At 70.4% G+C, this 26,615-nt stretch carries 19 protein-coding genes; 8 read left to right on the forward strand and 11 right to left on the reverse strand.

Annotated elements, in window-relative coordinates; genetic code table 11:
• Nucleotides 1–17 precede the first annotated feature (17 nt).
• The 5 genes from sucD to murA all read right to left on the reverse strand — a co-directional run bounded on the left by sucD (nt 18) and on the right by murA (nt 5,463).
• Entirely contained in the window at nt 18–899 is an 882-nt protein-coding gene (sucD, locus tag WME98_RS22480; protein WP_061626575.1) for a succinate--CoA ligase subunit alpha, read from the reverse strand.
• A 95-nt stretch (nt 900–994) separates the two neighbouring features.
• Nucleotides 995–2,194 carry an ADP-forming succinate--CoA ligase subunit beta gene (gene sucC / locus WME98_RS22485; protein ID WP_061626576.1) on the reverse strand — a complete coding sequence of 400 codons (1,200 nt, stop codon included), beginning with the start codon at nt 2,192–2,194 and terminating at the stop codon, nt 995–997.
• Nucleotides 2,195–2,482: 288 nt separating this feature from the next.
• Nucleotides 2,483–3,433: a hypothetical protein gene (locus WME98_RS22490; RefSeq protein WP_437953137.1), complete on the reverse strand. Its 951-nt coding sequence runs from the start codon at nt 3,431–3,433 to the stop codon at nt 2,483–2,485.
• A gap of 129 nt (nt 3,434–3,562) precedes the next feature.
• Nucleotides 3,563–4,198 carry an ATP phosphoribosyltransferase gene (gene hisG / locus WME98_RS22495; RefSeq protein ID WP_061626578.1) on the reverse strand — a complete coding sequence of 212 codons (636 nt, stop codon included), beginning with the start codon at nt 4,196–4,198 and terminating at the stop codon, nt 3,563–3,565.
• Complete coding sequence (gene murA, locus WME98_RS22500; RefSeq protein ID WP_020742157.1) at nt 4,195–5,463, reverse strand: UDP-N-acetylglucosamine 1-carboxyvinyltransferase; 1,269 nt, start codon at nt 5,461–5,463, stop codon at nt 4,195–4,197. The genes hisG and murA overlap by 4 nt, the downstream gene beginning before the upstream one ends.
• A gap of 134 nt (nt 5,464–5,597) precedes the next feature.
• Between murA and WME98_RS22505 the strand changes: the two genes are divergently transcribed.
• Together WME98_RS22505 and WME98_RS22510 are read left to right on the forward strand one after the other, a co-directional pair.
• Nucleotides 5,598–6,779, forward strand: a complete 1,182-nt coding sequence (locus tag WME98_RS22505) for a hypothetical protein (RefSeq protein ID WP_437953138.1) — start codon at nt 5,598–5,600, stop codon at nt 6,777–6,779.
• A 52-nt stretch (nt 6,780–6,831) separates the two neighbouring features.
• Complete coding sequence (locus WME98_RS22510; protein WP_020742159.1) at nt 6,832–7,320, forward strand: DUF2452 domain-containing protein; 489 nt, start codon at nt 6,832–6,834, stop codon at nt 7,318–7,320.
• 16 nt (nt 7,321–7,336) lie between these two features.
• Here the strand turns inward: WME98_RS22510 and WME98_RS22515 are convergent, their stop codons facing one another.
• Together WME98_RS22515 and WME98_RS22520 are read right to left on the reverse strand one after the other, a co-directional pair.
• Entirely contained in the window at nt 7,337–8,323 is a 987-nt protein-coding gene (locus WME98_RS22515) for an NAD(P)H-quinone oxidoreductase (protein WP_061626579.1), read from the reverse strand.
• Between the two features lie 9 nt (nt 8,324–8,332).
• The gene (locus WME98_RS22520; RefSeq protein ID WP_437953139.1) at nt 8,333–9,493 is read right to left on the reverse strand and encodes a serine/threonine-protein kinase; all 1,161 of its coding nucleotides are present in this window, start codon (nt 9,491–9,493) and stop codon (nt 8,333–8,335) included.
• A 463-nt stretch (nt 9,494–9,956) separates the two neighbouring features.
• On the opposite strand from WME98_RS22520, the gene WME98_RS22525 reads away from it, so the two are divergent.
• The 6 genes from WME98_RS22525 to WME98_RS22550 all read left to right on the forward strand — a co-directional run bounded on the left by WME98_RS22525 (nt 9,957) and on the right by WME98_RS22550 (nt 19,562).
• Nucleotides 9,957–11,627, forward strand: coding sequence for a serine/threonine-protein kinase (locus tag WME98_RS22525; protein WP_437953140.1), 1,671 nt, complete (start codon nt 9,957–9,959; stop codon nt 11,625–11,627).
• A gap of 337 nt (nt 11,628–11,964) precedes the next feature.
• Nucleotides 11,965–13,434, forward strand: a complete 1,470-nt coding sequence (locus WME98_RS22530; protein WP_437953141.1) for an adenylate/guanylate cyclase domain-containing protein — start codon at nt 11,965–11,967, stop codon at nt 13,432–13,434.
• Between the two features lie 129 nt (nt 13,435–13,563).
• Nucleotides 13,564–15,051, forward strand: coding sequence for an ATP-binding protein (locus WME98_RS22535; RefSeq protein WP_437953142.1), 1,488 nt, complete (start codon nt 13,564–13,566; stop codon nt 15,049–15,051).
• Nucleotides 15,052–15,239: 188 nt separating this feature from the next.
• Nucleotides 15,240–17,480, forward strand: a complete 2,241-nt coding sequence (locus WME98_RS22540) for an SLC26A/SulP transporter family protein (protein ID WP_437953143.1) — start codon at nt 15,240–15,242, stop codon at nt 17,478–17,480.
• Nucleotides 17,481–17,702: 222 nt separating this feature from the next.
• Nucleotides 17,703–18,671, forward strand: coding sequence for a polyamine ABC transporter substrate-binding protein (locus WME98_RS22545; protein ID WP_437335047.1), 969 nt, complete (start codon nt 17,703–17,705; stop codon nt 18,669–18,671).
• 306 nt (nt 18,672–18,977) lie between these two features.
• Nucleotides 18,978–19,562 carry a GNAT family N-acetyltransferase gene (locus tag WME98_RS22550; protein WP_437335048.1) on the forward strand — a complete coding sequence of 195 codons (585 nt, stop codon included), beginning with the start codon at nt 18,978–18,980 and terminating at the stop codon, nt 19,560–19,562.
• Nucleotides 19,563–20,022: 460 nt separating this feature from the next.
• Here the strand turns inward: WME98_RS22550 and WME98_RS22555 are convergent, their stop codons facing one another.
• The 4 genes from WME98_RS22555 to WME98_RS22570 form a co-directional block, all read right to left on the reverse strand.
• Complete coding sequence (locus WME98_RS22555) at nt 20,023–22,959, reverse strand: TonB-dependent receptor domain-containing protein (protein ID WP_437953144.1); 2,937 nt, start codon at nt 22,957–22,959, stop codon at nt 20,023–20,025.
• 653 nt (nt 22,960–23,612) lie between these two features.
• Nucleotides 23,613–24,440: an ABC transporter permease gene (locus tag WME98_RS22560; protein ID WP_437335050.1), complete on the reverse strand. Its 828-nt coding sequence runs from the start codon at nt 24,438–24,440 to the stop codon at nt 23,613–23,615.
• Complete coding sequence (locus tag WME98_RS22565; RefSeq protein WP_437953145.1) at nt 24,437–25,330, reverse strand: ABC transporter permease; 894 nt, start codon at nt 25,328–25,330, stop codon at nt 24,437–24,439. The genes WME98_RS22560 and WME98_RS22565 overlap by 4 nt, the downstream gene beginning before the upstream one ends.
• Nucleotides 25,323–26,426, reverse strand: a complete 1,104-nt coding sequence (locus tag WME98_RS22570) for an ABC transporter ATP-binding protein (RefSeq protein ID WP_437954017.1) — start codon at nt 26,424–26,426, stop codon at nt 25,323–25,325. Before WME98_RS22570 ends, WME98_RS22565 begins: the two co-directional genes overlap by 8 nt.
• Nucleotides 26,427–26,615 lie beyond the last annotated feature (189 nt).

The raw sequence follows: 26,615 nt of genomic DNA on the forward strand, positions 1-26,615 counted from the left end.
TCGCCGGGGGCCGGCCGTCAGCGCGCTGCCGCGAGCGCCGCCTGCATCGCGACGCCCATCTCGGCCGGCGTGGCGGCCACCTTGGCCCCCGCCGCCTCGAGCGCCGCGATCTTCTCGGCCGCGGTGCCCTCGCCGCCCGCGATGATCGCGCCGGCGTGGCCCATGCGCTTGCCCGGAGGCGCCGCGCGGCCGGCGATGAACGCGGCCACCGGCTTCTTCATGTTCTTCTTGATCCACGCCGCGGCCCGCTGCTCCGCCGTGCCGCCGATCTCGCCGATCAGCACGACCCCGTGCGTCTCGGGATCCTGGTTGAAGAGCTCGAGCACGTCGATGAAGTCCATGCCGCCGACCGGATCGCCGCCGATGCCCACGCAGCTCGACTGGCCGATGCCGAGCGCGCTCAGCTGGCCGACCGCCTCGTAGGTCAGCGTCCCCGAGCGGGAGAGCACGCCGATGTGCCCCTTCTTGTGGATGTGGCCCGGCATGATCCCGATCTTGCACTCGCCCGGCGTGATCACCCCCGGACAGTTCGGCCCGATGAGGCGCGCCGGCTTCCCCTCGAGGAAGCGACGCACCCGCACCATGTCGAGCACCGGCACGCCGTCGGTGATGCAGATGACGAGCTTGCAGCCCGCGTCCACGGCCTCGGTGATCGCGTCCGCGGCGCCGACCGGCGGCACGAAGATGCACGAGACGTCGGCGCCCTCGTTGCGCACGGCCTGCTCGACCGTGTCGAAGATCGGCACCTTGTCCTCGAAGCGCTGGCCGCCGCGACCGGGCGTCACGCCGGCGACGACCTTGGTCCCGTACTCGATGCAGGCGCGGGCGTGCTGCGACCCGTAGGCGCCCGTGATGCCCTGGAAGACGACCCGCGTGTCCTTGTTGACGAGGATGCTCATCGCTTGATTACTCTACCTTCAACGTGGACAGGAGCTCGGCAATCGCCGGTCGCTCGCTGCTCAACTGGGTTCGGGGCTCGGTGCTCGCGGGCGCCCTAGGCGCCGCTCTGGGCCTTGCCGCGCGTGGCGGCGACGATCTTCTGCGCGCCGTCGGCCATGGAGCTCGCCGACTGGATGGTCAGGCCGCTCTCGTCGAGCAGCTTGCGGCCGGCCTCGACGTTGGTCCCCTCGAGGCGGACCACGAGAGGCACCTTGAGCCCGAGCTCCTTCGCCGCGGCGATGACCCCGGCCGCGACGACGTCGCAGCGCATGATGCCGCCGAAGATGTTCACGAAGATGCCGCGGACCCGCTCGCTCTTGAGGATGATCTGGAACGCGGTCTTGACCTGCTCCTGCGAGGCGCCGCCGCCGACGTCGAGGAAGTTCGCCGGCCTGCCGCCGTAATGGAGGATGATATCCATCGTCGCCATCGCGAGCCCGGCGCCGTTCACGAGGCAGCCGATGTCGCCGTCGAGCGACACGTAGGACAGCCCGGACCGCTTCGCCTGGAGCTCGACCGGGTCCTCCTCGTCGACGTCGCGCATCGCGTTCCACTCGGGGTGCCGGAACTCGGCGTTGTCGTCGAAGCTCACCTTCGCGTCGAGCGCGAAGACGTCCCCCGCGCCGGTCACGACGAGCGGGTTGATCTCGAGCAGCGAGCAGTCCTCCGCGGTGAAGCACGCGTAGAGCGACGCCACGAGCTTGAGGAACTGGCGCTGCGTCTCCTTCGCGGTGAGCCCGAGCGCGATCGCGAGCTGCCGCCCCTGGTACGGGGCGAGGCCGAGCACCGGATCGACGAAGAGCTTGAAGATCTTCTCCGGCGTGCTGTGGGCCACCTCCTCGATGTCCATGCCGCCTTCGGTCGAGGCGATCACCGCGATGCGGCGGCGCTCGCGATCGACCAGCATCGCGAAGTAGAGCTCGCGCGCGATGTCGAGGCCCTGCTCGATGTAGAGCCGGCGGACCTTCTGCCCCTCGGGGCCCGTCTGCTTGGTGACGAGCTGCATGCCGAGGATCTTCTCGGCGAGGGCGGTCGCTTCGGCGCTGCCGCCCTTCGCGACCTTCACGCCGCCGCCCTTGCCGCGGCCGCCCGCGTGGATCTGCGCCTTCACGACGACGACCGGGTTGCCCGTCTGCGCGATCAGCCGGTCGGCGATCGGCGCCACCTCGCTCGCCTGGAAAGCGGGCTCCCCTTTCGGTACCGGCACCCCGTAGCGGGCGAAGAGCTGCTTGCCTTGATACTCGTGGATTTTCATGAGAGGGGCCGCAACCCTATCACAAGGGCGAGCCCCGCAAGGCGCGAAAAACAGGGTCGCCCGCGTCGGTCGCGTGTTGCGTGGTTACATGGTGACGTGGTTGCGCGCTCGCTCCGTTTCGAGTGTTTCGCGCCGGCCGCCGCATCGATGGAAAAGTGCGACGCGCGCGGCGCTCGACGCCGTCTGCCTCCGTCGCTGTCAGGCGCGCGGTGACGGGCGCAGACGGCGCGCTGACGGCGCGCTGACGGCGACGGCGTCAAGCGCCGCAGCGCCGCTGCCGTCGTCTCGTCACTTGGCGGCGTACGGGGGCGGCTCGGGCCGGCGGAGGGCCACGAGGGCGAACAGGCCGGGCAGGATGTCGTCCTCGACCTTGGAGGCCTTGCCTTCGAGGCTGATCTTCAGCTCGTCGAACGGCGTGAAGGTGAGCCCGGCGCTCGCGGAGACGCTCGGCTGGGGCGCGAACAGGAACGCAGAGAGCGCGCCCTCGTGCTCGTGGAGAGCCTGGACTCGGAAGAGCGGATGGATTGGCAACGTCGGAAGGACATTGGCGATGACCTCGCCGCCCACCCACGGCTTGAGCTCGATCGCGCCGGCCTCGTCCGCCACGCCGACGAGCCCGACGCTGCCGTCGAGCGACACCGACAGCGCCTCGGCCGGGTAGAGCTCCAGGGCGACGACCGCCGAGTAGAAATCGATCGTCGGATAGAACGCCACGCCCGACCAGGTCGACCAGAGCGCCTGCATCGTGGTCAGGCCGGCGCCGAACGTCGGCGCGTCGACGTCGAGGTCGAAGCCGCCGAAGACGTTGATCTCGTATCCCTCGCCGAGGACGAGCCCGGGCTCGACGCCGAGCATCCGGCCGGGGACCGTGCTGATCATCGTCGAGAAGGTCGGGAAGTAGTTGGTCCAGCTGTCCCAGTCCTCGATGCCAATCGCGTGCGAGACGATGCCCAGCCGGAGGTGGTAGTCCTCGCGGCCGATCTGGAGCATCGCCCACTCGGGCGGGCCGATCTTGAGCTCCGGCGCGGGCAGCGACCACGCGGGGTAGACGAACGCCGGCAGGCCGAACGCCGGCAGGCCGAGCGGCGCCGAGGCGGCCTGCACGTCGAGATCGAGCCGGAAATACAGCGACTCGGTCGCGAGCCGCAGCCCGACCTCGGCCTGGGCGACGGCGTCGAGGCGGAGGGCCCCCGGGGGATCGCGGTGCACGCCGGCGACGATGCTGGTCCCCCCGCCCACCCACGCGTCGATGTCGGCCGGGAGCGCGGCGAATAGCGGTAGCAGCTGGGCCTCCTCTCTCTCGTGTCTCGGGTGGGCGGCGGGCTCATCCTCGTCCGCGAGCGGCGGCGGCGGGCGCGCCCGCCGCGGTCACCGCGCCGCGCCGGCCGTCGCGGCCCGCAGGCGCTCGACCAGCGGGCGCACGGCGTCGCTCCGCAGCTTGTACGACGCGCGGTTCGCGATGAGAAGGGTGCTCACCTCGGTGACCGTCTCGAGCACCTCGAGGCGATTTTCGCGCAGGGTGGCGCCCGTCTCGACGATATCGACGATCAGGTGGGAGAGGCCGACGAGCGGCGCGAGCTCCACGGAGCCGTGGACGGGGATGATCTCGGCCACCACGCCCTTGCTCGCGAAGTGATCCCCGGCGATCCGCGGGTACTTCGTGGCGACGCGCGGCAGGTCGGGGATCGGCGTCCCCTCCGGCCCGGCCACGACGAGGCGGCAGCGGCCGATCCCGAGATCGAGCGGCGTGTAGAGATCGTGGCGGCGCTCGAGGAGCGTGTCGCGGCCGGAGACCCCGAGGTCGGCGGCGCCGTACTCGACGTAGGTCGGCACGTCGTCGGGCTTCAGGAACACGTACCGGAAGGCGCCGTCCGCCGTGGGCCGGACCAGGCGGCGATCGCTCTCCTGGAGCGGCGTGCTGTCGAGGCCGGCGCGCTGCACGAGCGGGATCAAATCCTTCAGGATCCGCCCCTTGGGCACGGCGATGGTGAGCGGCTTGGTCATCCGGCCCGCCCCTCGACCCGCACCGTGTCGGCGCCGAGCTGCGCGAGCTTGCGCTCCATGAACTCGTAGCCGCGATCCAGGTGGTAGACGCGCAGCACCTCGGTCTCGCCCTCGGTCGCCACGAGCCCGGCGATGACGAGCGAGGCGCTCGCGCGCAGATCCGTCGCCATCACGGTCGCGCCCGACAGCGGCGCGCCGCCGTGGACGTGCGCCGTGTGGCCGTCCACGTCGATGTGCGCCCCCATGCGCGCGAGCTCGGGCACGTGCATGAAGCGGTTCTCGAAGATGGTCTCGACGATGCGCGACGTGCCCTGCGCGAGGCACATCAGGACCATGAACTGCGCCTGCATGTCGGTCGGGAAGCCGGGGTGCGGCGCGGTCGTGACGTCGACGGCGCGCAGCGGCCGGCCGTCGCGGCGGACGCGCACGCAGTCGCCCTCGCGGCCCACCTCGACGCCCGCCTGGCGGAGCTTGGCCGCGACCGCCTCGAGGTCCTCGAGCGGCGCGTTCTCGATCAGCACGTCGCCGCCGGCGGCGGCCGCCGCGACCATGTACGTGCCGGCCTCGATCCGATCCGAGATGATCGCGTGGTCGAACGGCTCGAGCTCGTCGGCGCCCTCGATGTGGATGACGTCCGTGCCGGCGCCGCTCACGCGCGCGCCCATCTTGTTGAGCACCCGGCCGAGCTCCTCGACCTCGGGCTCGCGGGCGCAGTTCACCAGCGTGGTGCGGCCCTTCGCGAGCGCGGCGGCCATCATCAGGTTCTCGGTGCCGGTCACCGTCGGCAGATCGAACACGACCTCGGCGCCGCGCAGCCGCTTGCACTCCGCGACGATGTAGCCGCGCGACAGCCGGATCGTCGCGCCGAGCGCCTCGAGCCCCTTGAGGTGCTGGTCGACCGGGCGCGTGCCGATCTGGCAGCCGCCGGGGAGCGACACCTTGGCGCGGCCGAAGCGCGCGAGCAGCGGGCCGAGGACCATCACGCTCGCGCGCATCTGCTTGACGAGCTCGTACGGGGCCTCGGGCCGCACGTTGTCGCCGGCGCCGACCTTGACGAGCGGGGCCGCGACCTCGACGTTGCGGCCGAGGAACCGCAGCAGCGCGGAGGTCGTGTCGATGTCGCGGAGCGCGGGCACGTTGCGGAGCAGGCTCTCGCCGTCCGAGAGCAGCGTCGCGCAGAGGATCGGCAGCGCCGCGTTCTTCGCGCCGCTGATGCGGATCTTGCCGGAGAGCGGCTTGCCGCCCCGGATCCGGATGGAGTCCATGCCCCCGCTATCGCACAACCCGCGGCGGAACGCGATGTTTCGGGGGACGCCGCCCGCCGCGCTGGCGCGCCGCCCACGCGCGGCGGGCGACTCGGGCCCCACTTTCCCCGGCGCTGGTCTAGTCTCCTCCGGCCATGCGACCGAGCGCCATCGCCCTGTCCTCGCTGCTCGCCGTCTCCGTGGCCTCGGCCGCCGCCGCCCAGCCGTCGGCGGACCTCCGCGGGTTCCGCGCCTCGATCGACCCCGGGTCCGGCGTCTACTCGGAGCCCGCCGCCACCCCGGACACGGGCGAGTGGAGCGCGAGCCTCTGGGCCTCCTACGCCTACCGCCCCATCGTCCTCCGCCATCCGTCCTCGAGCGAGGCCCGCTTCGACGTCCTCCGCCACCAGGTCAGCGCGGACTTCGCGGCCGGCGTCGGCGTCGCGCGGCGCCTGCTCGTGGGGCTCACGCTGCCGGTGGTCCTCTACCAGTCCGGGGACGAGCCCACGTCCGACGCCACGCGGGTGCTCGGCGACACGTGGGTCCCGGCGCAGGCGCTCGGCGATCTCGGCCTCGTCGGCAAGCTCACGCTGGTGCAGCCCACCGCCGGCGAGCTCGGGGGGTTCGCGCTCGCGCTGCACGAGCGCTTCACGCTGCCGACGGGCGACGAGGCGTCGTTCGTGGGCGAGGGGAGCGTCACGAACGAGCTCAGGCTCCTCGCCGAGTACCGCCTGATCGCGTTCGGCGCGCACCTCGCGGCCGGGCTCAAGCTGCGCGCCGACGAGGCCCGCTTCGGGTGCCGGGCGACGCCGGCCACCGCCGCGGGGGACCCGTGCCCCACGGTGTTCGGCCACGAGCTCCCCTTCGGCCTGGGCCTCTCGTTCCGGCCGCAGATCCTGGGCATCGACCCGGAGGGGCGCGCCACGTTCTTCCTGGAGGCGTACGGGCACCTGCCGCTCTCGCCGATCGCGCCGTTCGAGAACCAGGAGACGGCCGCGCTGGAGCTCGCCCTCTCGGCGCGCTACGCGCTCGGCGACGTCTCGTTCCTGGGCGGCGTCGGCACCGCGCTCGTCGGCGGCGTCGGCACCTCGCCGCTGCGCGCCGTCCTCTCGGTCGCGTGGACCCCGCGCGTCCACGACGCCGACGGCGACGGCGTGGACGACAAGGCCGACCAGTGCGGCGAGCTCGCGGAGGATCGCGACGGCTTCCAGGACGAGGACGGCTGCCCCGAGGGGGACAACGACGAGGACGGCGTCTTCGACGACGAGGATCGCTGCCCGACGCAGAAGGAAGACGAGGACGGCGTCGAGGACGAGGACGGCTGCCCCGACCCGTGACGGCGCCGCTACGGCGCGCGGGGGCGCGCTGCACTAAGCTTGGGGTCTCCGCATGAGCGACGACGGTTTCACGAAGCACGGCGGCGGCCGCCACGAGGGGCCCGCCCGCACCTCGCCGTACCCCCTGAGCCGGCTCTCCGCGCCGCACGAGCTCGTCGACGTGGCGCGCGAGATCCAGCAGGCCGACGCGCTGCTCGGCGCGGTCACCGGCGGCAAGCTCGCGCAGATCGCCCGGCAGATCCGGTCGCTGCAGGAGCAGGCGCGGCAGGTCCTCGAGGCGGCGCAGCGCGACAGCGAGCTCCACCGGGCGGCGTGCAACTTCAAGAAGCGGCCCGGCCACGTCTACCACCTCTACCGGCGCGGCGACGGCGTCCGCTACCTCTCGATGCTCTCGCCCGAGGAGTGGGGCGGCGCGCCGCCGCACGCGTTCGAGGGCTCGTACCGGCTCGAGCTCGACATGTCGTGGACGCCGGCCGACGAGGCCGACGCGCACGACGCCGAGGCCGGCGCGCTCGCGAAGCTGCTCGGCCCCGGCGGGTGACGCGGCGCCCGCGCGCTCACGCGCCGATGCGGAGCAGCACCTTCCCGAACGACGCGTTGCTGGCCATGTAAATGTGCGCCGCGGCGGCATCGTCGATCGAGAAGACCCGGTCGACGACGGGCCGCACGGCGCGGCGCGCGAGCCACGGGGAGATGTTCCGCTCGAGCGCCTGGGCCGCCGCGATCTTCTCCTCGAGCGGGCGCGAGCGGAGCACGGTGCCGATGAGCTCGACGCGCTTGCGCAGGAGCTCGCGCAGGTCGAGCTCCGCGGACGCGCCGGCCGTCAGCCCGACGAGCGCGATGCGCGCCCGGGGCGCGCACGCCTTGAGGTCCTCGGCGACGTAAGCGCCGCCGACGAGGTCGAGCACCACGTCGACGCCCGCGCCGCGCGTCGCCTTCAGCACCTCGTCGGCGAACTTCCCGCCCGGCGCCGCGACCCCGGCGTCGAGCCCGAGCTCCCGGCAGCGGTCCAGCTTGTCCTGCGTGCGCGACGTCCCCACGACGAAGCACCCGAGCGCGCGGGCGATCTGGAGGCCGGCCGTGCCCACGCCGCTGCCGGCCGCGTGCACGAGCACGCGCTCGCCGGGGGCGAGCCGCGCGCGCGTGACGAGCGCGTCGTAGGCGGTGACGAACGCCTCGGGGACCGCCGCCGCCTCCTCGTCGGAGAGGCCTTCCGGCACCGGCGCGACCTCGCGCTCGTGGGCGACGATCCGCTCGGCGTAGGCGCCGCCCGGGACCAGGCCGAAGACGCGATCGCCGGGCGCGAAGCGGCGCGCGCCCTTGCCCGCGGCCTCGACGACGCCGGCGTACTCGAGCCCCGGCACGTCGGGCGGCGCGCCGGGCGGCGCCGGGTACATGCCGAGCCGCTGCAGCAGATCGGCGCGGTTCACGCCGGCGAAGCGGACGGCGACGCGCACGTGCCCCTCGGGCACGTCGGGCGCGTCCACCTCGCGCACCTCGAGGACCTCGGGACCGCCCGGCTCGCGGATGACGACGGCTCGCATGATCGCCGCTCAGTCTTCCATGGGCGGCGGGAGCACGCTCTTCCGGTAGAAGTACTCCACCTTCTCCGAGTCCGGATCGACCGGCTCGCCCGCCGGCTCGGTCGGCGCGCCGCCGCCGATCGCCGCCTCGATCTGCACCTGCTCGAGCGCGTCCATCATCGAGGCCGCGCTCGGGAAGCGCTCGTCGCGGTCGAGCGCGAGCGCGCGCATCGTCGCGACGTCGAGCGAGTGCGGCACCTCCGGCCGCAGCATGCGCGGGCGGATCGGCTTGACGCGCTGGATCTCGGCGAGCAGCGCCGCCGGCGTCGGCGCCTTGAACGGCAGCTGCCCGGTGAGCATCACGTAGAGCAGCATGCCCACCGAGTAGAGGTCCGCGCGCGCGTCGAGGTCGCGGACGCCCTGGGCCTGCTCCGGCGCCATGAAGGCGGGCGTGCCGGCCACCGAGTGGCTCCCCGCGGCGCCCGTCGAGACCAGGATCGACGCCGCGGGCCCGGTGCTGAACGCCTCGGCGACGCCGAAGTCGAGCACCTTCACGGTGAGCGGGCCGCGCTCGCCGCCGACGAGGCAGATGTTGTCCGGCTTGAGATCGCGGTGGAGGATGCCCTCGTTGTGCGTGACGACGAGCGCGCTCAGGACCTGGACCGCCACGTCCAGCACGACGGGGATGGGCATCGGGCGCTCGCGCCCGAGCCGCTCGGTGATCGTCTCGCCCTCGAGCCGCTCCATCACGAGGTAGGGCGTGCCGTCCTCGAGCACGCCGAGATCGTAGACCTCGACGATGTTCGGGTGGCCGAAGCGGCCGGCGACGGCCGCCTCGTTGTGGAAGCGGGCGATCGCCGTCTTGCTCTGCGCGTACTGGGCGCGGAGCGTCTTGATCGCGACCCGGCGCCGCAGGCCGATGTGGATCGCGTCGTAGACCATCCCCATCCCGCCCTTGGCGATGACGCCGAGGATGCGGTAGCGATCGTGCAGCAGCCGGCCGACGAGCGGGGCCTCCTTCGTCGGCCGGGGCTGATCTGGATCGATGTCGGGCGGCAGCGGGCCGTCCACCGGCCAGAGCGACTCGCCCCTGCTCGTCGGCGGCACCCGCGTCGAGGAGGGCGGGGCGACGCTCGGCGTGAGCGCCGTGCCGTGCACCGGGCACCTCTCGGTGTCCGACGGGTGTGGCAACCCGCACGCCTGGCATCGGATGAAGTGCTGCGGCGGCATCGGGGACCCGGTCAGAGTACGGGTACATCCGCCCATGCAGCAAGCTCGTTCAGGGACCCAGCGTCCCGGCCGGGGGCGCCCGCCCACAGCGTGTGGTCGGGTAGCCAACGAATGTCATCTTCAGCAGCTGGGTTGGATCGGCTCGCAGCTTACGGTAGGCTGAGCTCAAACGTGCCGCAGCCGGTCCGGAAGCCAAGCCGACGAGCGCGGGCGGTACCGCAGCGAAGGCAGGTCCCAGAATTTGCGCCAGAACGGACACCAGGACGTAAGCCAGGACGTAAGCCAGAACGTAAGCAGCACGTAAGTCGCGCATAGGTCGAACGTCAGCCGAACGTAGGGCGGCGCGGGACGGGCACGGGGTACGCTTTCCCCGAGTGCCAGCAGTGGGGGCCAGCGGGATGGGAAGGGGAAAGAGACAGAGGCCATGAGCACGGCGGAGAAGCTTTCGGACGGTGCCTCGGCCAGCGGAGAGTCCGACCCGCTGCTGGGAAAGGTCTTGAATCAGAAGTTCAAGATCCACTCCCTGCTCGCGACGGGCGGCATGGGCGTCATCTATCGCGGAGAGCAGATCGCCCTCGAGCGCCAGGTCGCGATCAAGGTCCTGACGCCGACGAACTCATCCAATCAAATCGACCCCAACTTTCATAAGCGCTTCTTCCTCGAGGCGAGCATCCTCGCCCGGCTCCAGCACCCGAACATCGTCACGGTCTTCGACTACGGCCGAGTCGAGAACATGGAGCCCGAGCGGTACTTCATGGCCATGGAGTTCCTCGAGGGCGAGACGCTCTTCCGGCGGCTGCGCAAGGCCGGCCGCCTGTCGGCGCCCGACGCGATGGGCGTCGCCCGGCAGATCGCGCGCGGGCTCCGCGAGGCGCACAAGCACGGGGTGGTGCACCGCGACCTGAAGCCGTCGAACGTCATGCTCGTCCCCGGCGAGGACACCGGGGAGCTCGTCAAGATCCTCGACTTCGGCCTCGTCAAGGTGCTCGCCGACGACTCGGAGGAGCTCACGCAGCAGGGCTCGTTCCTCGGCTCGCCGCGCTTCATGTCGCCCGAGCAGATCTCGCACGGCAAGGTCGATCTCCGGACGGACGTCTACTCGCTCGGCGTCATCGTGTATCAGATGCTCTGCGGGAAGGTCCCGTTCGAGGCGCAGAACTCGGTCCAGATCCTGATCGCCCACCTGCAGCAGCCCGTCCCGCGGATGCGCGAGCGCAACCCCGAGGCCGACGTGCCCGAGCCGCTCGAGGCGTTCGTGCTGCGCTGCCTGTCGAAGGATCCGGAGGGCCGCCCGGCCAACATGGAGGCCTTCATCCGCGGCCTCGCCGAGTGCGCGCAGGCGATGGGCCTGTCCCCGGCGTTCGGCTCGACGGGCCTCGTCACCATGGACTCCACCGGCACCGGCAGGATGCCGACGCCGATGCCGCCCGTGCGCGTGATGACCGCGATCCCCGCGAGCCCGTCGCCGCCGTCGTCGTCCGGCGGCGCGGCCTCGCAGGTGGACGACGCGTCGCTCGGCGCCGCCTCGCGCCCGGCCGACGCGGCGCCGCAGGGCCGCAAGGGCCTCGTGCTCGTCGCCGTCGGCGTCCTCGCCGTCGCGGGCATCGGGGTCGCGATGTCGCAGATGCGCCCGAGCGAGCCGCCGCCGGCCCCGGCCCAGCCGGAGAAGCCGCAGGTCGCCCCGGCCCCGCCGCCGGCCGACGTCGGGACGTTCGTGCTGATGGTCGAGTCCATGCCGTCCGGCGCCGAGGTCCTCGAAGACGGCAAGCCCCTCGGGACCACGCCGCTCCAGCTCTCGATCTCGAACAGCTCGGTGCGCGCCAACCCCCGCCGGCTGACCGTCCGGCAGGAGGGGTACGAGCCGTACTCGATCGTCCAGGGCCCGTCGGATCAGTCGGTTCGCCTGGTCGCCACGCTCACGAAGCGCGCGGCCGCGCCGACGAGCTCGCCGGCCGCGCCCACCCCGCCGCCCCCCATCGCCCCGGCGCCGCGGCCCTACTCCGGGCGGCCCGCCGCGAGGCCCACGCCGACGCCCGACGCGCCGCCCCCTGCTGCTCCGTCTCCCCGGCCGCTGGACATTCAAATCGAGCGATGACCCGAAAGCGCCCCGCACGCCTGCTCGTCGTCTCCCCGTCTGTCCTCGCCGCGCGACCGCTTCGGGCGGATGTCCCAGCCGACGCGGAGGCGCCAAATTCCAGGCTCTCCGCGGCCGGGCGCCGCCCGCGAGGCGCCGGTGTGCTGCGCTCTGCGGAACGGGCGCACGCTCGTCGCGCCGGCACCGCGCAGGTAGGCAGCAGCCGCAGCGTCGTCGCCGTCGATCGAAGATCCCGGTATTCATCTGTTCCCGCCGGCAGTAGACTCCAGGCTCTGCGTCCCGCAGACGCGCTTCCCAGGCCGATTCCAAGCGGGATCCGTTGCTGAGGAGCAAGGAAATGAACCCGCTCGTCCCCGACTTCATCATCCAGCAAGACGCTCTCGGCAACACCGAGGGCAGCTTCACGGGGGCGGTGTTGATGATCGACATCCCCGGCTTCACCGAGCTCACGGAGAAGCTGATGCAGCACGGGCGCGCGGGCGCGGAGACGCTCGCGGGCACGCTCCGGTACTACTTCGACCCGCTCATCGCCGCGGTCCACCACGCCGGAGGCTTCATCACGAACTTCGCGGGCGACGCGTTCACGGCGCTGTTCCAGGACACGCCCGACCGCAAGGTCGCCGAGTACGTGCTCGGCGCGGCGCTCTCGATGCGCGACCTCTTCGCCGAGCACCCCGAGCGCGACACGCCGTTCGGCAGCTTCCCGTTCTCGTTCCGGATGGGGCTCGCGTGGGGCTCGGTCGAGTGGGGCATCGTCCGCATCTCCCCGGAGCGCGCGTACTACCACTTCCACGGGCAGGCGCTCGCCGCGTGCGTCGCGATCGAGCGGCAGGCGCAGAAGGGGGACATCCTCCTCGACCGCGCGCTCTGCGATCGCATCCCGCCCGCGAGCGCGAAGTACCACGGCGAGGGCGTCTACAAGCTCGGCGACGTGCCCGCGCCCCGGCTGCCGCAGGTCCCGCGCAACCCGCCGCGCGGCGACGGCGCCGCGTTCGTGGCGAGGGGCGTCGCGGACATGCCGCCGGAGGGCGAGTTCCGCAACGTCACGAGCGTCTTCCTCTCGTTCGAGCAGATCCCGAGCTTCGCCGAGCTCACGCGCCTCCTGCACGAGCTCTCGGAGCTCTACGGCGGCACCTTCACCGGCATCGACGCGGGCGATCTCGGCATCGCCGCGCTGATCCACTTCGGCGCGCCGATCACGCACGAGAACGACAACGATCGCGCGCTCGACTTCGCCCTCGAGCTGAAGAAGCGCGGCCTCCGGCAGATGCGCCTCCGCGCGGGGATCACGCGCGACGTCCGCTACGCCGGCTTCAACGGCGGCACCGAGCGGCACGAGTTCGCGTGCATCGGCCGCGCGACGAACCTCGCCGCGCGCCTCGTCGCGAAGGCCCCCTGGTCGGCGATCTGGGCCGACGAGCAGGTCTTCCGTGCCGGCGAGACGAGCTACCAGTGGACGACGGAGAACATCTTCCGGTTCAAGGGCTTCGACCTGCCCATCCTCGTCTACTCGCTCGAGCGCCGCCGCATCTCGGTCCAGAAGGAGTTCTACGACCTCGGCCTCATCGGGCGCGAGGCGGAGATCGAGCAGCTCGCGCGCTACGTCGGGCCGATCTTCGAGGGCAAGCCGGCCGGGATCATCTACATCGACGGCGAGCCGGGGCTCGGGAAGAGCTACCTCGTGCAGCGCTTCCGCCACCGGTGCGAGGAGCACCAGAGCGACCGGCCCTTCCTGTGGATCGACGCGCGCTGCGACCAGACGCTCCAGAGCTCGCTGAACGCGTTCGAGTTCGCGCTGAAGGAGTAATTCTGGGAGTCCTCCGCGCTCGGCAAGGAAGAGAAGCTCACGAACTTCGACGACGCGTTCGAGTACCTCCTCGAGCGGCTGCCCGAGAGCCAGAGCGCGCTGAAGCGCGAGCTCGACCGCGCGCGCTCGGTGTTCGCCGCGCTCATCGGCATCCGCTGGGAGGACTCGCCGTACGAGCGCCTGCACCCGAAGCTCCGGTACACGAGCACGCTCTCGGCGCTGTCCTTCGTCTTCCTCGCCGAGGCGTCGCTCCAGCCGGTGATCCTGCACCTCGAGGACGCGCACTGGGCCGACGAGGACTCGCTCGAGGCGGTGCGCGTGATCGCGCGCGCGTGCCGGGGGCTGCCCATCGCGATCATCTGCACGACGCGGCGCAAGGACGACGGCACGCCGGTGCGCATCCCGCTCGACCCGGGGATCTCCGAGAAGGTGATCGAGCTGAAGCCGCTGCCGCGCGAGCAGCTGCTCGCGCTCGCGGTCCCGTTCTTCGGCGGCCCGATGCCGGACATGCTCGCGACGCTCCTCTGCGAGACCGCGGGCGGCAACCCGTTCTTCGCGCAGGAGATCCTCGCCTACTGGCTCGAGGACGGGCGCTACGGCTCGAGCTCGAGCTCCATCTCGATCTCGAACACGTTCATGCCGCCGAAGAACGTGAACAGCCTGCTCATCTCGCGGCTCGACCGGCTCGACGCGAAGGTGAAGCAGACGATCGTCGCCGCGGCGGTCCTCGGGCGCGAGTTCGACCTGCGCGTGCTCGCGCTGATGCTCCCCGACGCCTCCGTGCTCGAGGAGCACGTGCGCATCGGCGAGGCGCAGTGCATCTGGTCGCAGATGACGGAGCGGCGCTTCCAGTTCAGCAACGCGCTCCTCCGCAACGCGGCGTACGAGATGCAGTCGCGCGCGCGCCTGCAGGAGCTCCACCGGCTCGCCGCCGAGGCGATCGAGAGCCTGTACGGCGACGACCTCGAGGACCAGCTCGTGGCGCTCGGCCGGCACTGGCGCCGCGCGGGCAAGGTCGATCACGCGCGCCGCTACTTCCTCGCGGGCGCCCGCAAGGCGGCGGCGCGCTACGCCCACGAGGAGGCGACGCGCCTCTACCGCGTCTACTTCAAGCTCTCGCCGGAGCCGACGCCCGAGAGCGTCGTCGTGCGCTACGAGTTCGCCCGAGACGTCCTCGAGGCGCGGGGCCGGTACCAGGAGGCGCGGCAGGAGCACATCCGCGTGCTCACCGACGCGCAGAAGCTCGGCGATCGCGCGTCCGAGTCGCTCGGCTTCCTCGGCCTCGGCCGCACGCACTGGGCGATGCAGCAGCCGGACGACGCGCGCACGTACTGGGAGGAGGGGCTGCGCGCCGCGCGTGAGGCGGGCAACCTCCCGGCCGAGGGGCTCACGCTCGCGAGCCTCGGGATGGCCTACGCCGTCCAGGGCCGGTACGACGCCGCCCGCACGCTCTACTCGCGCGCGATCGCCATCGAGCGGCAGATCGGCAACCGGCGCGAGGAGGCGAGGCTCCTCGCGGAGTTCGCGAAGCTGCACCGGCTGAGCGGCCACCTCGGCGAGGCCGAGGCCCTGCAGGAGCAGGCCGCGGCGATCGAGCGTGAGCTGGGCGCCTCTTGAGCCGGGGCGGGGGGCCACGGCGCCCCCCGCCCGCCACGCCGCCACCATCGTCGTCGCGACCCTCGCTGCCGCATACCTGCCCGGCTGCAGAATCGCTATGCTCGGCTCGCCTGCGGGTCGACGCTAGCGCCCCTCGAGCCTAGCGCGGCGCGGATTTCGCCACATCGTCCGAGAGGTCTCTCAAGAGCATGACACAGCAGGAAGCAGGGGACGTTGCGGAGCCGGCGCGTGAGGAGCAGCGCGGGTCGGCGAAGCGGCTCAAGCTGGTCCAGGCGGCCCTGGCCGCCGCGGTCTCGGGGACGCTGGTCGTCACCTTCGACATCTCGCTGGCGGCGCTCGTGTTCACGCACGACTTCGCGGACCGGCTGTCGAAGGGGATCGGCATCTTCCTTGTCAGCTCCGTGATCGTCGGGGTGATCGTCGCCCTCCTCAGCTCCTTCCGCCCCGTCATCGCCGCGCCGCAGGAGGACGCCGCCGTCATCTTCGCCTCGATGGCCTCGGCCATCGCGGCCGGCGTCCACAAGGTCGACCCGAACGCCGACGCGTTCCCGACGGTGATCGTCGCGATCGCGCTCACGTCGGTCGTCGCCGGCGGCTTCTTCCTGCTGCTCGGCATCCTCCGCCTCGGGGTGCTGGTCCGCTTCATCCCCTACCCGGTGGCCGGCGGCTTCCTCGCCGGCGCCGGCTGGCTGCTCGTCCAGGGGTCGCTCTCGGTCATGTCCGGCAAGCCGGCCACGCTGCCGATGCTGCCGGAGCTGTTCGCGAGCTCGCTCGACAAGGTCCTCACCGGCCTCCTGTTCGGCCTGCTGCTCGTGGCGCTCCTCCGGCGCTACACGAACCTCTTGCTCCTGCCGATCCTGCTCGTCGGGTCGACCGGCGTCTTCTACCTCATGCTCACCCTCGCCGGCTCGAGCGTGACGCAGGCGTTCGCGGACGGGTGGCTCCTCGGGCCGTTCCCGCGCGAGGGGCTCTGGCCGCCGGTCGAGGTCTCGGATCTCCAGAAGGTGAACTGGCCCGTCCTGTTCGACAGCGGCGGCAACATGGTGGCGGTGACCGTCATGGCGGCCATCACCGTGCTCCTGAGCGCGTCCGGCGTGGAGCTCGCCACCGAGCAGGAGATCGACCTCGATCGGGAGCTCAGGGCCACCGGCGTCGCGAACATCGTCGGGAGCATGTTCGGGTGCGTCGTCGGGTACATGTCGATGCCCGAGTCGTCGATGAACTTCAAGACCGGCGCGAACACCCGGCTCGCCGGCCTCTTCGCGGCGTCGGTCAGCGCGCTCGTGCTGATCATCGGCGCCGACGCGATCAGCTATTACCCGCGCCCGGTGCTCGGGGGGCTCATCGCGTACCTCGGCTTCCACTTCCTGATCAACACGCTGTACGAGGGCTATTTCCGGCTGCGCCGGACCGAGTACCTCGTCGTGGTGGTCATCCTCCTCGTCGTCGCGGTCTGGGGCTTCCTCCTCGGCGTGGCCGTGGGGCTCGGCGTCTCGCTCATCCTGTTCGCGCTCAGCTACAGCCGCATCGAGGTTATCCGCAACGCCATCTCCGGCGTGCACCTCCGCAGCAACGTGGCCCGCAGCGACGGCGAGGAGATGACGCTGATGGAGCGCGCCAAGCAGCTGTACATCCTCCAGCTCCAGGGCTATGTGTTCTTCGGTACGGCTTACAACCTCCTCACCAGCGCTCAGCAGCGCATCCAGAGCACGGACGCGGAGATTCGGTACCTGCTCCTCGACTTCCGGCACGTCAACGGGCTCGACTCCTCGGCCATCGCCAGCTTCCTCCGGCTCCGCCGCCTCGCGAAGGCGAACGGCGTGAGGCTCATCCTCACCGAGGTCCCGGCGGACATCAGGAACCACCTCGAGCGCGGCGAGGTCGTGATCGAGAACGACGACGTGTGCCGGATCTACCCGGATCTGGACCGCGGCCTGGAGGCGTGTGAGAACGAGATCATCCAGGAGGCGCCCCCGAGCATGCTGCCGCCGCCCATGCTCTTCTACGACCTCCAGGACGTCTTCAACGGCAGGGAAGATATGCTGCGCTTCCTGGGCTACCTGGAGCGCGTCGAGGCCCCGGCGGGGTTCGACCTGTTCCGGCAGGGCGACGTCTCCAAGGACCTCTACCTCATCGAGAGCGGTGAGCTGACGGCGTGGCTCGAGATCGACGGGAAGAAGATCAAGCGGCTCCGCACCATGGGGCCGGGCTCCGTGGTCGGCGAGTCCGGGCTGTACATGGGCGAGAAGCGTTCTGCGACCGTGACCGCGAGCCGCCAGGCCACGCTCTACAGGCTCTCGGAGGAGGCGCTGCGGCGGCTCACCGACGAGGCGCCCGAGCTGGCGGCCGCGTTCCACCACTTCGTGGTCACGCTGCTCGCGCGACGAATCGTCCACTCGACTGGTCCTGTCAAATCATTGTTCAACTAGTGCGAAGAACGTCCAGTCATGCCGCGTCCCCGCGAGATGCCTTGAACAAGAAGGAGAAAGGACGGACTAATGCAATACCGACGTAGACCCCTGGTGCTTGCTTCGCTGCTGCTGGGGGTCCTTTCGCTTATGGCTTGCGGCAAGAAGGAGTCCCCGGCTCCGGGGCAGGGGCCGGCCGCCGGCGCCAAACCAGCCGCGCCCGCCGAAACAGGCGAGCTGAACTTGCTGATCTTCCCAGATTACATCGACGAGAAGATCATCAAGGAGTTCGAGGCACAGACCAAGGCACAGGTGCGCCTGACCCGGTACGACTCCACCGAGGAGATGGAGAGCAAGCTGGCGTACGCGGGCGCCGACAGCCAGTACGACGTCGTGATCATGGCCAGCCAGATCCTGCCCAGGATGGTGCGGCGCGGCCTGGTCAGGGCGCTGGATCACGCGCAGATCCCGAACCTCAAGAACCTCGAGTCGCGGTTCGCCGGGCCCGGGTTCGACGACGGCAACAAGCACGGCGTGCCGTACCAATGGGGCACCGTCGGCATCGTCTACAACAAGAAGAAGCTGCCCAACCTCGACCCGTCCTGGTCGGTGCTGCTCGATCCGCAGAAGCTGGCGGGGACGTTCGTGCTGCTCGACGAGCAGCGGGACATGCTCGGCTCGGTGCTCAAGTACAAGGGGTACTCGAGCAACACCACGAACGCCAACGAGATCCGGGAGGCCGGGCGCGTCCTCAAGGAAGTGAAGAAGCAGCCGAAGTGCCTCGGCTTCAAGGGCGGCGTGGGCGCCATGGAGGACGTCAGGGCGGGCTCCGTCGACATGGCGGTCGTCTGGAACGGCGACGCGCAGAAGCAGATCGAGCAGGACAAGGAGCGCCTCGCGTTCGTGATCCCCAAGGAAGGCTCGGTCATCTGGGTCGACGTGATGACGATCGCGGCGAAGGCGCCTCACCCCGAGCTGGCCCACAAGTTCATCAATCACGTGCTCACGCCGGAGGGCGGCGCGCAGCTCTCGATGTACACGAAGTACGCGACGCCCAACGCCGCGGCGCAAGGGAAGCTGCCCGACGCCGATCGCACGAACACGCTCATCTACCCGACGAAGGAGGTGGCGGATCGCCTGGAGCACCACCGCGATCTCGGCGAGGCGGCGAAGGTGTTTGACGAGGTCTGGACGGAAGTGAAGTCACAGTGACGCCATCGTGGCGTCACCATCGATGGTGGCGCGGCGCGCGACCGCGGGCTCAGGGAGGCACCTCTGCCCACGTCGGCGGACACGCACCTGCCGTGAAGTCGCCTGTCTGACCCTGCGTGGCCGGCGGCGCGCTGGCTCTCCCCTGGACACTCCCGATGTGAGGCGGAGCGCGACCTCGTGTGAGGCGCGATGCGCGGCGCGTCAGCACGCGCGGCGGACACAATCCGCTCGCGCGCACGCCAGATTGCTGCGCGGAGCGCCGCGGAACGATGATAGGCTGGGCGTTATACCTGGGAGAAGCCCCTGATGAGTAGCCCTCTCGACCTTCCGTTCGCCGTTCATCCTCGACTCGAGACAGAGCGCCTGATCCTGCGTGAGATCGTGGAATCCGACGCGGAAGCCCTGTTCTCCGTCTGCTCCGACGATGAATGGTTGAGGCTGTGGGGCGCTCCCGTCCACAAGACGGTCGCCGACACAAGGAAGATGATCGGCATGCTCAAGCGCGCGCACCAGGAGGGGTCGCAGCTGCGATGGGGCATCAGCGTCCGGGGGTCGGACCACCTGATCGGCGCCGCCGGGTTCTTCCGCTTCCTGACGCCGCACTACCGCGCCGAGATCACGTACGAGCAGGCGAAGACGGCCAGCGGCAAGGGGTACATGACGGAGGCGCTGCGCGCGGTCGTGCGGTTCGGGTTCGAGCAGCTCGATCTGCACACGATCGAGGCGGGCATCGACCCCGAGCACGGCCCGTCGCTCCGGGTCGCGGAGCGGGTCGGCTTCCAGCGCGAAGGGTACCTCCGGGAGAACTACTTCTTCCAGGGGAAGTTCTACGACACGATCCTGTGTACGATGTTCAGCCCCAAGCCGGCGCAGCGGCCGTACAACAAGTGACGGGGCTCTCGCGGGTCTCGTAGGCTTCCAGGTCGTCCCGAGCTGTCCGGCCCCCGTAGCGGGCGGTCGTCGCGCGGGGCGGGGGATGGGCTGAGCTCGCCTGGGGCGTCCTGTCCCTGTCGTGCGCCGCACGACGGAGACAGGACGCCACTCGGGCTCAAACATCAGCCCATCTCCCACCTCGCGCGACGACCCCCCCGCCCGGGGGCCTTCGTTTGTCCATGAATCGAGGCGCTTCAGCGCCGGAACGCATCGACGAGCGTGAGGCCGCCTGACGGTGCGCGCCGCGTGACGGAGCGCGCCGCCTGACGGTGGGTGTCATTGGGCGGCGGCCGCCTGACGGTGCGTGCCACCTGGCGGCGGACCGCTGGACGAGCTCGGGGGGACAAAAGGACAGCGCCCCTCCGCCGAACGGGGAGGGGCGCTCTGCGACGCTGGCAGCCGCCAGCGCCGGCGCTGCTCAGAGGCTCATGTTGAGCGAGGCGAGGAACGTACGGCCGCTCTGCGGGAACTTCGCGATGGTGTACTGCGCGGCCGTGGGCGCCGTCCAGCGCCAGTCGCCGACGTTGTAGACGCCGACGTTGTACCGGAGGTTGCCGACGTCCAGCTGCCCGGAGACGACGATGTCCCAGATCACGGCCGGCTCGGTCTTGGTCTGAGGAGGAAGCGCGGGATCCTCCTTGATATTGCGGTCGTACCGCGGCGCCTCGACCGTCAAGCGCGATGCCAGGACGACCGCCTTGCCGAAGAGCGGGGCCGCGCCGCGGGCCGACGCCATGTGCTCCGGCGAGTTCGGGACGTTGCGGCGCTCGTTCGCGTCGCCCTTCTCGAGGTACCGCGCCTTCGCATAGGAGTACGAGAGCGACGCCATCCACCCCTGGCGCCACTCGCGGCGCAGCTCGGCCTCGCCACCGACGACCAAGATCGGAACATCGGTGTTGTTGTAGTCGGTCGGGTCGTCTACGGTGTTGCTCCCCTCCTGGAAGATCAGGTTGCTCAGGTGGTTCACGTACCCCGCGCCGAGCGCCGAGACGGTGGAGGAGAGCCGGTGGGTGAACTCGACCTCGCCCGACCAGACGTTCTCGGGCTCGAGATCCGGCGAGGGCCTGTAGGTCACGTGCGGAGTGTCATTCGCCACCAGCGGATTCGGAGGAAGAGCGTACCCGTAGAACAGCTCCTGGATGGAGGGCGCGCGGAACGCGCGGCCGCCGGTGATCTTCAGGTTGCCCTGCTCGTACGGCTTGACGATGAGCGCGATCCTGGGGCTCGGGACGGGCGTCGCGTCCTCCAGCGTCGAGTAGTAATCGAAGCGGGAGCCAGCCGAGATGCGGAGCCGCTCCGACGGCGTGATGTCGACGAGCGCATACGCCGCGAAGATCCGGTAAGGGTGCTTGTCGAGAGCGGTCGTATCAATTTGCTTCGCAGGATCGTCGCTCAGCGGGAGGTAGACGAAGTTATAGCAACCGGTGGGCGTGCCGTCGCAGGCCGTGTCGACGCCCTGCTGCGCGGCGGTGAAGTGCAGCTGCGCCTCGGCGCCCGCGGTGATCTTCAGCTGCTGGATCGGGCTGAACTCGACCCGTTGCTCCGCGAGCAACCAGACGTCGTCGAACTTCTCCTTGTCATAGACCTCGCTCATGCCCGGCGCGGCAAACGGCGCGTAGTACGAGAGCTTGTCTCTGAACTGGTACATGTTGATGCTCGCGCGGGTCAGCGTCGCGAGCTTGTCCCCGAAGCGCGGCGAGAGCGAGAGCTCGAGGAACCCACGGGTGTCCTTGTAATAGGTCTTGTCGACGCCGAGCTGCGTCGTCGCGACGCCGTTGGGGACCGTCTTGTCGCGAGAGTTCAGGTACCACTGCGCCGAGAACGATTTCAGCCAGAGCCGCCCCTGGAAGGTCCCCACGGTGAACTTGTCGTCGTCCCGGGAGTGACCGTCGAACTTGTAACGAAGCGGGTCGTCCGGGGGCATGGGGTCTCCCGGCCTCTCAGGCTGCGGCCGAGGATCACTGGAGGTGAAGTGATCCTGGTAGCCATCGAAGAAGTAATCCCGCCCGAGGCTCCGCGCGGCGCCGACGGACGCCCAGACGCCCGAGTCGCGACCGAGCGGCAGCTGGAACGACGCGCGCCCGCGGACCAGCGAGTTGTCGGCCGTGCCCACGCCGAAGCCCACGCTGCTCGCCGTCGGGCGGCCCTTGGTCACGATGTTGACGACGCCGGAGAACGCGCCCGTACCGTAGAGCACCGAGCCGGGGCCCCTCACGATCTCGATCCGCTCCACGTCCTCCAGGTCCGTCCGGGCGAGGTAGTCGAAGTACGACAGGTTGACCCAGCTGTCGTTCATCGAGTGGCCGTTGAGCAGCGTCAGCATGCGGTTGCCGAAGTCGCCCGGCAGGTTGATGCCGCGGATGCCCGCGAAGGTGTACACGCCGTCGTACGTCGTGTAGACGCCGCGCACGCCCCGGAGCGCCTCGGCGACGGTCGGATAACCCATCGCGCGGAGCTCCTGCCCCGGGATGATGGTGACCGAGCCGGGGGCGTCCTCGACGGCCTCCGTCGAACGAGACGCGGCCTCGACCTCCTCGAGCTGCCGGAGCGAGATGTCGATGCGGGTCTGCTGGCTCGCCACGACGGTCGCGACCTGCTCCACCGGGCGGAAGCCGCGGAGCGAGACGCGCACGCGGCGCTGGCCGCTCTGCACGTTGAGCACCGCCGGCGTGAAGCCCATCGGCTTGCCGTCGACCTCGACGAGCGCGTCGCGCTCGTCCGCGTTGACCACCAGGCTGCCCGTGAGCGGGTTCAGGCGGTAGCGCGCGGTCACCGTGCTCGCGGCCGCGACGTTCACGTCCTGCTCCGACGGCTGATACCCCTCCTGCGAGAGGTACAGGCGGTGCCGGCCCGGAGGCAGCGTGAGGTCGCACGGCGCGGTGCACGCCGGCGGGCCGCTCGCGTCGTTGACGCGCACCGTCGTGCCCGCCGTCTCGCCCACCACGCGCACCGTCCCGATGATGCGCTTCAGCTTGACCTCGACGTTCGTCTGCTCGCCGAGCTTCGCCTCGACGTTCTCGACCTCCGCCGGCTCGTAGCCCTCGAGATCGACGATGATCTTGTGCTTCGTGTTGGGCGGGAAGCCGAGGAGGCGCGGCGTGTTGCCGCGGCCGCCGAGATCACGGCGGTTGATGTACACCGTCGCTCCCGGCGGGTCCGTCGTCACCTTGATGACGGCGACGTTCGGGCGTATGCGCGCGAGCGCCTCCTCGATGGCGGGCCGGCGCGCCGCGTTGGGCTCCTGCTCGAGCGCCTGAACGTAGTAGCGGAACGCGTCCGGGTACTCCCCGAGCGCCTCGTACGTTCGTGCGATGTTGAAGATGACGTTGCGGTTCGGCACGAGCCGGTTCGACACCAGGAAGTGCTCCAGGGCGCTCCGGTAATCGGCTTTGGCGTAACGCTCCGTGGCGATCCTGAAGTGTAGATCGGCCTCATCGGCCAGATCGTCCGCCCAGGCAGGCCGACCGGAGAATGTGAGGAGTGAAACGAGTATGAGTAGGAGTGCGGAACGACGAAAGCTCATCTTTCGATCTCGATTCCCAGCGGTCGTAGTGGAGCGCAAGGCGCCGTCCGCCGGGGCCCAGCAGTCACGCTGAGACACGGCGAGCTTCGGACGAACAGCCGCATTGCCGGGTCAGCTTACCGTAAGCCGTGAGCCGATCCAACCTGTTCGCACAAGCGGCGGACGCCCCCACGTCCACGTCGCCGCCGCTGTGTAGGCGCTTCTGCGCGGGCCGCGTGACAGCGTGAGCGGGCCGCGGTCGAGCCCAGCGCGCGGAGCTCGCCGCGCGCGCGGATCTCGCCGGAACCGCTCGCGCTCCCGCGCGCCGGGAGGCAAGCGCCCGAGCTCGGGCTCGCTCGCGCGCCGCGCCGCGCCCGAGCCGAGCCGCAGCGCGCCGGCTCGCGCCGCCGCACATCCATAAGCGATCGTGAGGCGCCGGCGCTCGCGCGGCGCGGGCCCTCAGCGGTGGAGCGACTCGAGCTCGGCCGTGGAGCGGGGGCGACCGCTCAATCGTTCCGCCAGCGGGTCAGCCGCTCCAGCACCATGATGAACACGATCACCCCGAACACGAGGATCGTCGAGATCGCGAACAGGTCCGTCCGCATCCCCCGCACCTGAGAGTGATAGACGAAGAGCGGGAGCGTGACCGAGCGGGGGCCGGACGTGAAGAAGCTGATCACGAAGTCGTTGAGCGACATCGTGAACGCGAGCATCGCGCCCCCCACGATGGCCGGCCAGAGGAGGGGGAGCGTGACCCGCCGGAAATGGATCCAGGACGAGGCGTAGAGATCCATCGCGGCCTCGCTCAGCGTCGGTCCGATGGAGATGAGGCGGCTGCGGACGATGAGCGTGACGAACGCGATCTCGAACGTCACGTGGCCGATGATCATCGTCGTCATGCCCAGGTCGAACCAGTCCACCACCCGGCGGAGCAGGTTGAACGCCATGACCAGCACCGCCGCGAAGGTGATGTCCGGCGCGACCGCCGGGATGTCCACGATCGACTCGAGCAGCCGGCTCACGGAGCTCGTCCACGGAAAGCGCATCCCGAGCGCGAGCAGCGTCCCGAGGACGGTCGAGACGAGCGTGGAGGCGCCGCCGAGCAGCAGGGTATTCACGGCCACCTCGCGGATCTCCCGGGCGCGCCGGCTGGTCTCGGGATCGGCGAAGAGATCGACGTACCAGCGCACCGAGAAGCCCGTCCAGACCAGGCCCCGCTCCGCGGCGTTGAACGAGTACATGGCCACCGCGAGCAGCGGCACGTAGAGCAGCCCGAAGCCGAGGAAGGCGGCGACCGTCGTCAGCGCGCGCCAGGGACCGCGATCGCTGTTCACAAGATCTCCACGGAGCGCCCGTTGCGGCGATACAGGGAGACGCCGCCCAGGGTCATGACGATGAGCAGGAGGCTCAGCGCCGCGCCATAGGGGATGTTCCGGCCGGGGCCGAACTGGTGCTGGATCAGGTTGCCTATCAGCCAGTGCTTCGCGCCGCCGAGCATGTCGCTCACCACGAAGACGCTCATCGCGGGGACGAACGTCAGGATCACGGCGACGCTGAGGCCGGGGAGGGTCTGGGGCAAGATCGCGGCGAAGAAGACGCGGAGCCGCGAGGCGTAGAGGTCCTGCGCCGCCTCGACGAGCGACCAGTCGAGGCGGTCGATGCTCGTGTAGAGGGGGACCACCGCGAACGGCAGCGAGGCCGCGACGAGGCCGAGCGAGACCGCGACCCAGCTCGGGTAGATGTCGCGGCCGGGGTCGACCCAGCCGAGCGACGCGGCGAGCTTGGCGGGGGGCAGCTGCGCCGAGAGGAGGAGCTTCCAGCTGAACGTGCGGATGACGAGGTTCGTGCAGAGCGGGACGAAGACGAGCGCCAGCCAGAAGAACCGCCGGCGCTGCGAGCCGCGGGCGATGAAGAAGCCCATCGGATATGCGAGGAGCACGGAGGCGCTCGTGGCGACCAGCGCGAGGACGATGCTCCGGATGAGGATGCGCGCGTTCTCGCCCGACGCGGAGCCGAAGATGCGCGCGAACGACTCGAGCGTCAGCTCCCAGATCAGCGCGCCGTCGGCGTCGCGCTTCACGAACGACACGACGAGGAGGGCGAGGCTCGGCAGGAGGAGGAACACGGACAGCCACGAGACGCCGCCCGCGATGAGCATGAAGCCTCGCGCGAGCAGCCGCCGCCGCGTCGTCAGCTGGCCATACCAGACCGTCGGCTCAGTCACTGAGCACCTCGAGCCGCTCGGCGGGGAGGGCGAGCCAGACGGACGAGCCGGGCTTGAGCATTGAGCGGGGGCTGAGCTGCACGCGCAGCGGCCCGGGCTCGATGATGAGCTCGACGTGGTCGCCGCGGTAGAAGCTCTCGCGCACCACGCCGCGCACGCCGTTCTCCGGCGGCTCGCTGTCGCAGAGCTCGATCCACTCGGGGTGGATCGCGAGCGTGCCGAACTCCCACTGAGGCGTGGTCTGGACCCTCAGCGCGCCCACCGTCGTGAAGACGAGCGTGGCGCCGACGCGCTGCGCCGAGATGAGGTTGGCCGCGCCGAAGAACTCGGCGGCGAAGCGGCTCTGCGGCCGCTCGTAGACCTCGGCCGTCGCGCCCTGCTGCTCGATGCGGCCCTTGTTCATCAGCACGATGCGGTCCGAGACGGTCATCGCCTCGTCCTGATCGTGAGTGACGAGCACGAACGTCTTCCCGAGCGCGCGCTGGAGGCGGCGCAGGTCGAGCTGGACCTCGGCGCGCAGCTTCGCGTCGAGGGCCGACATCGGCTCGTCGAGCAGCAGCACCTCAGGCTCGTTGACGACCGCGCGCGCGAGCGCGACTCGCTGCTTCTGACCGCCCGAGATCTGGTGCGGATACCGCTCCGCGAGATCATCGAGCTTGAGCATCGAGAGGCTCGAGCGCACGCGCTCGCGCACCTCGGGATCAGGGATGCTGCGCGACCTCAGGCCGAAGGCCACGTTCTCGAACACGGTGAGATGCGGGAACAGGGCATAGTTCTGGAACACCGTGTTCACCGGCCTGCGGTTCGCCGGCAGGTGGTCAACCGCCCTACCCGCGAGGAGGATGCGCCCCCGATCGGAGCGATCGAGCCCCGCGATGATGCGGAGCAGCGTGGTCTTTCCGCAGCCGGACGGCCCGAGCAGCGTGACGAACTCGCCGGCCTCCGCCTTGAACGACACGTCGTTCAGTATCTGTGTCTTCCCGAAGCTCTTGCTGACATTCTCTACAACGAGGCTGCATCCCGGGTTGCTCTCGGCCGCGCTCTCGCTCGGGGGCCTCGTGATGCGCCGCGCCGACGACGAGAAGAAGTCTCTCAACCTCTGGATCACCCCAGCAAACCCTTTGCGCGTGGCGCTCTCGGAACCGCTTCCGAAGCCTCGGAGCGTACTACGCAGACCATGATGCCCTCCCGTTGTCAACTGGGTGCGCGCCGGGCTGACCGGCTGAGCGGCGCGCCCCGGACCGGGTTCTTTTCGCTCGCAGGCCGGGTACGCTACCGCCCTTCC

The sequence above is a fragment of the Sorangium sp. So ce296 genome, from assembly GCF_051529605.1.
Taxonomy (GTDB): domain Bacteria; phylum Myxococcota_A; class Polyangia; order Polyangiales; family Polyangiaceae; genus Sorangium; species Sorangium cellulosum_D.

Bases quoted from the DNA above. Each gene is read 5' to 3' on its own strand.
- WME98_RS22505 (WP_437953138.1), top strand. From the start codon at position 5,598: ATGCGACCGAGCGCCATCGCCCTGTCCTCGCTGCTCGCCGTCTCCGTG.
- WME98_RS22525 (WP_437953140.1), top strand. From the start codon at position 9,957: ATGAGCACGGCGGAGAAGCTTTCGGACGGTGCCTCGGCCAGCGGAGAG.
- murA (WP_020742157.1), bottom strand. From the start codon at position 5,463: ATGGACTCCATCCGGATCCGGGGCGGCAAGCCGCTCTCCGGCAAGATC.
- hisG (WP_061626578.1), bottom strand. From the start codon at position 4,198: ATGACCAAGCCGCTCACCATCGCCGTGCCCAAGGGGCGGATCCTGAAG.
- sucC (WP_061626576.1), bottom strand. From the start codon at position 2,194: ATGAAAATCCACGAGTATCAAGGCAAGCAGCTCTTCGCCCGCTACGGG.
- sucD (WP_061626575.1), bottom strand. From the start codon at position 899: ATGAGCATCCTCGTCAACAAGGACACGCGGGTCGTCTTCCAGGGCATC.
- WME98_RS22510 (WP_020742159.1), top strand. From the start codon at position 6,832: ATGAGCGACGACGGTTTCACGAAGCACGGCGGCGGCCGCCACGAGGGG.
- WME98_RS22550 (WP_437335048.1), top strand. From the start codon at position 18,978: ATGAGTAGCCCTCTCGACCTTCCGTTCGCCGTTCATCCTCGACTCGAG.
- WME98_RS22530 (WP_437953141.1), top strand. From the start codon at position 11,965: ATGAACCCGCTCGTCCCCGACTTCATCATCCAGCAAGACGCTCTCGGC.
- WME98_RS22540 (WP_437953143.1), top strand. From the start codon at position 15,240: ATGACACAGCAGGAAGCAGGGGACGTTGCGGAGCCGGCGCGTGAGGAG.
- WME98_RS22515 (WP_061626579.1), bottom strand. From the start codon at position 8,323: ATGCGAGCCGTCGTCATCCGCGAGCCGGGCGGTCCCGAGGTCCTCGAG.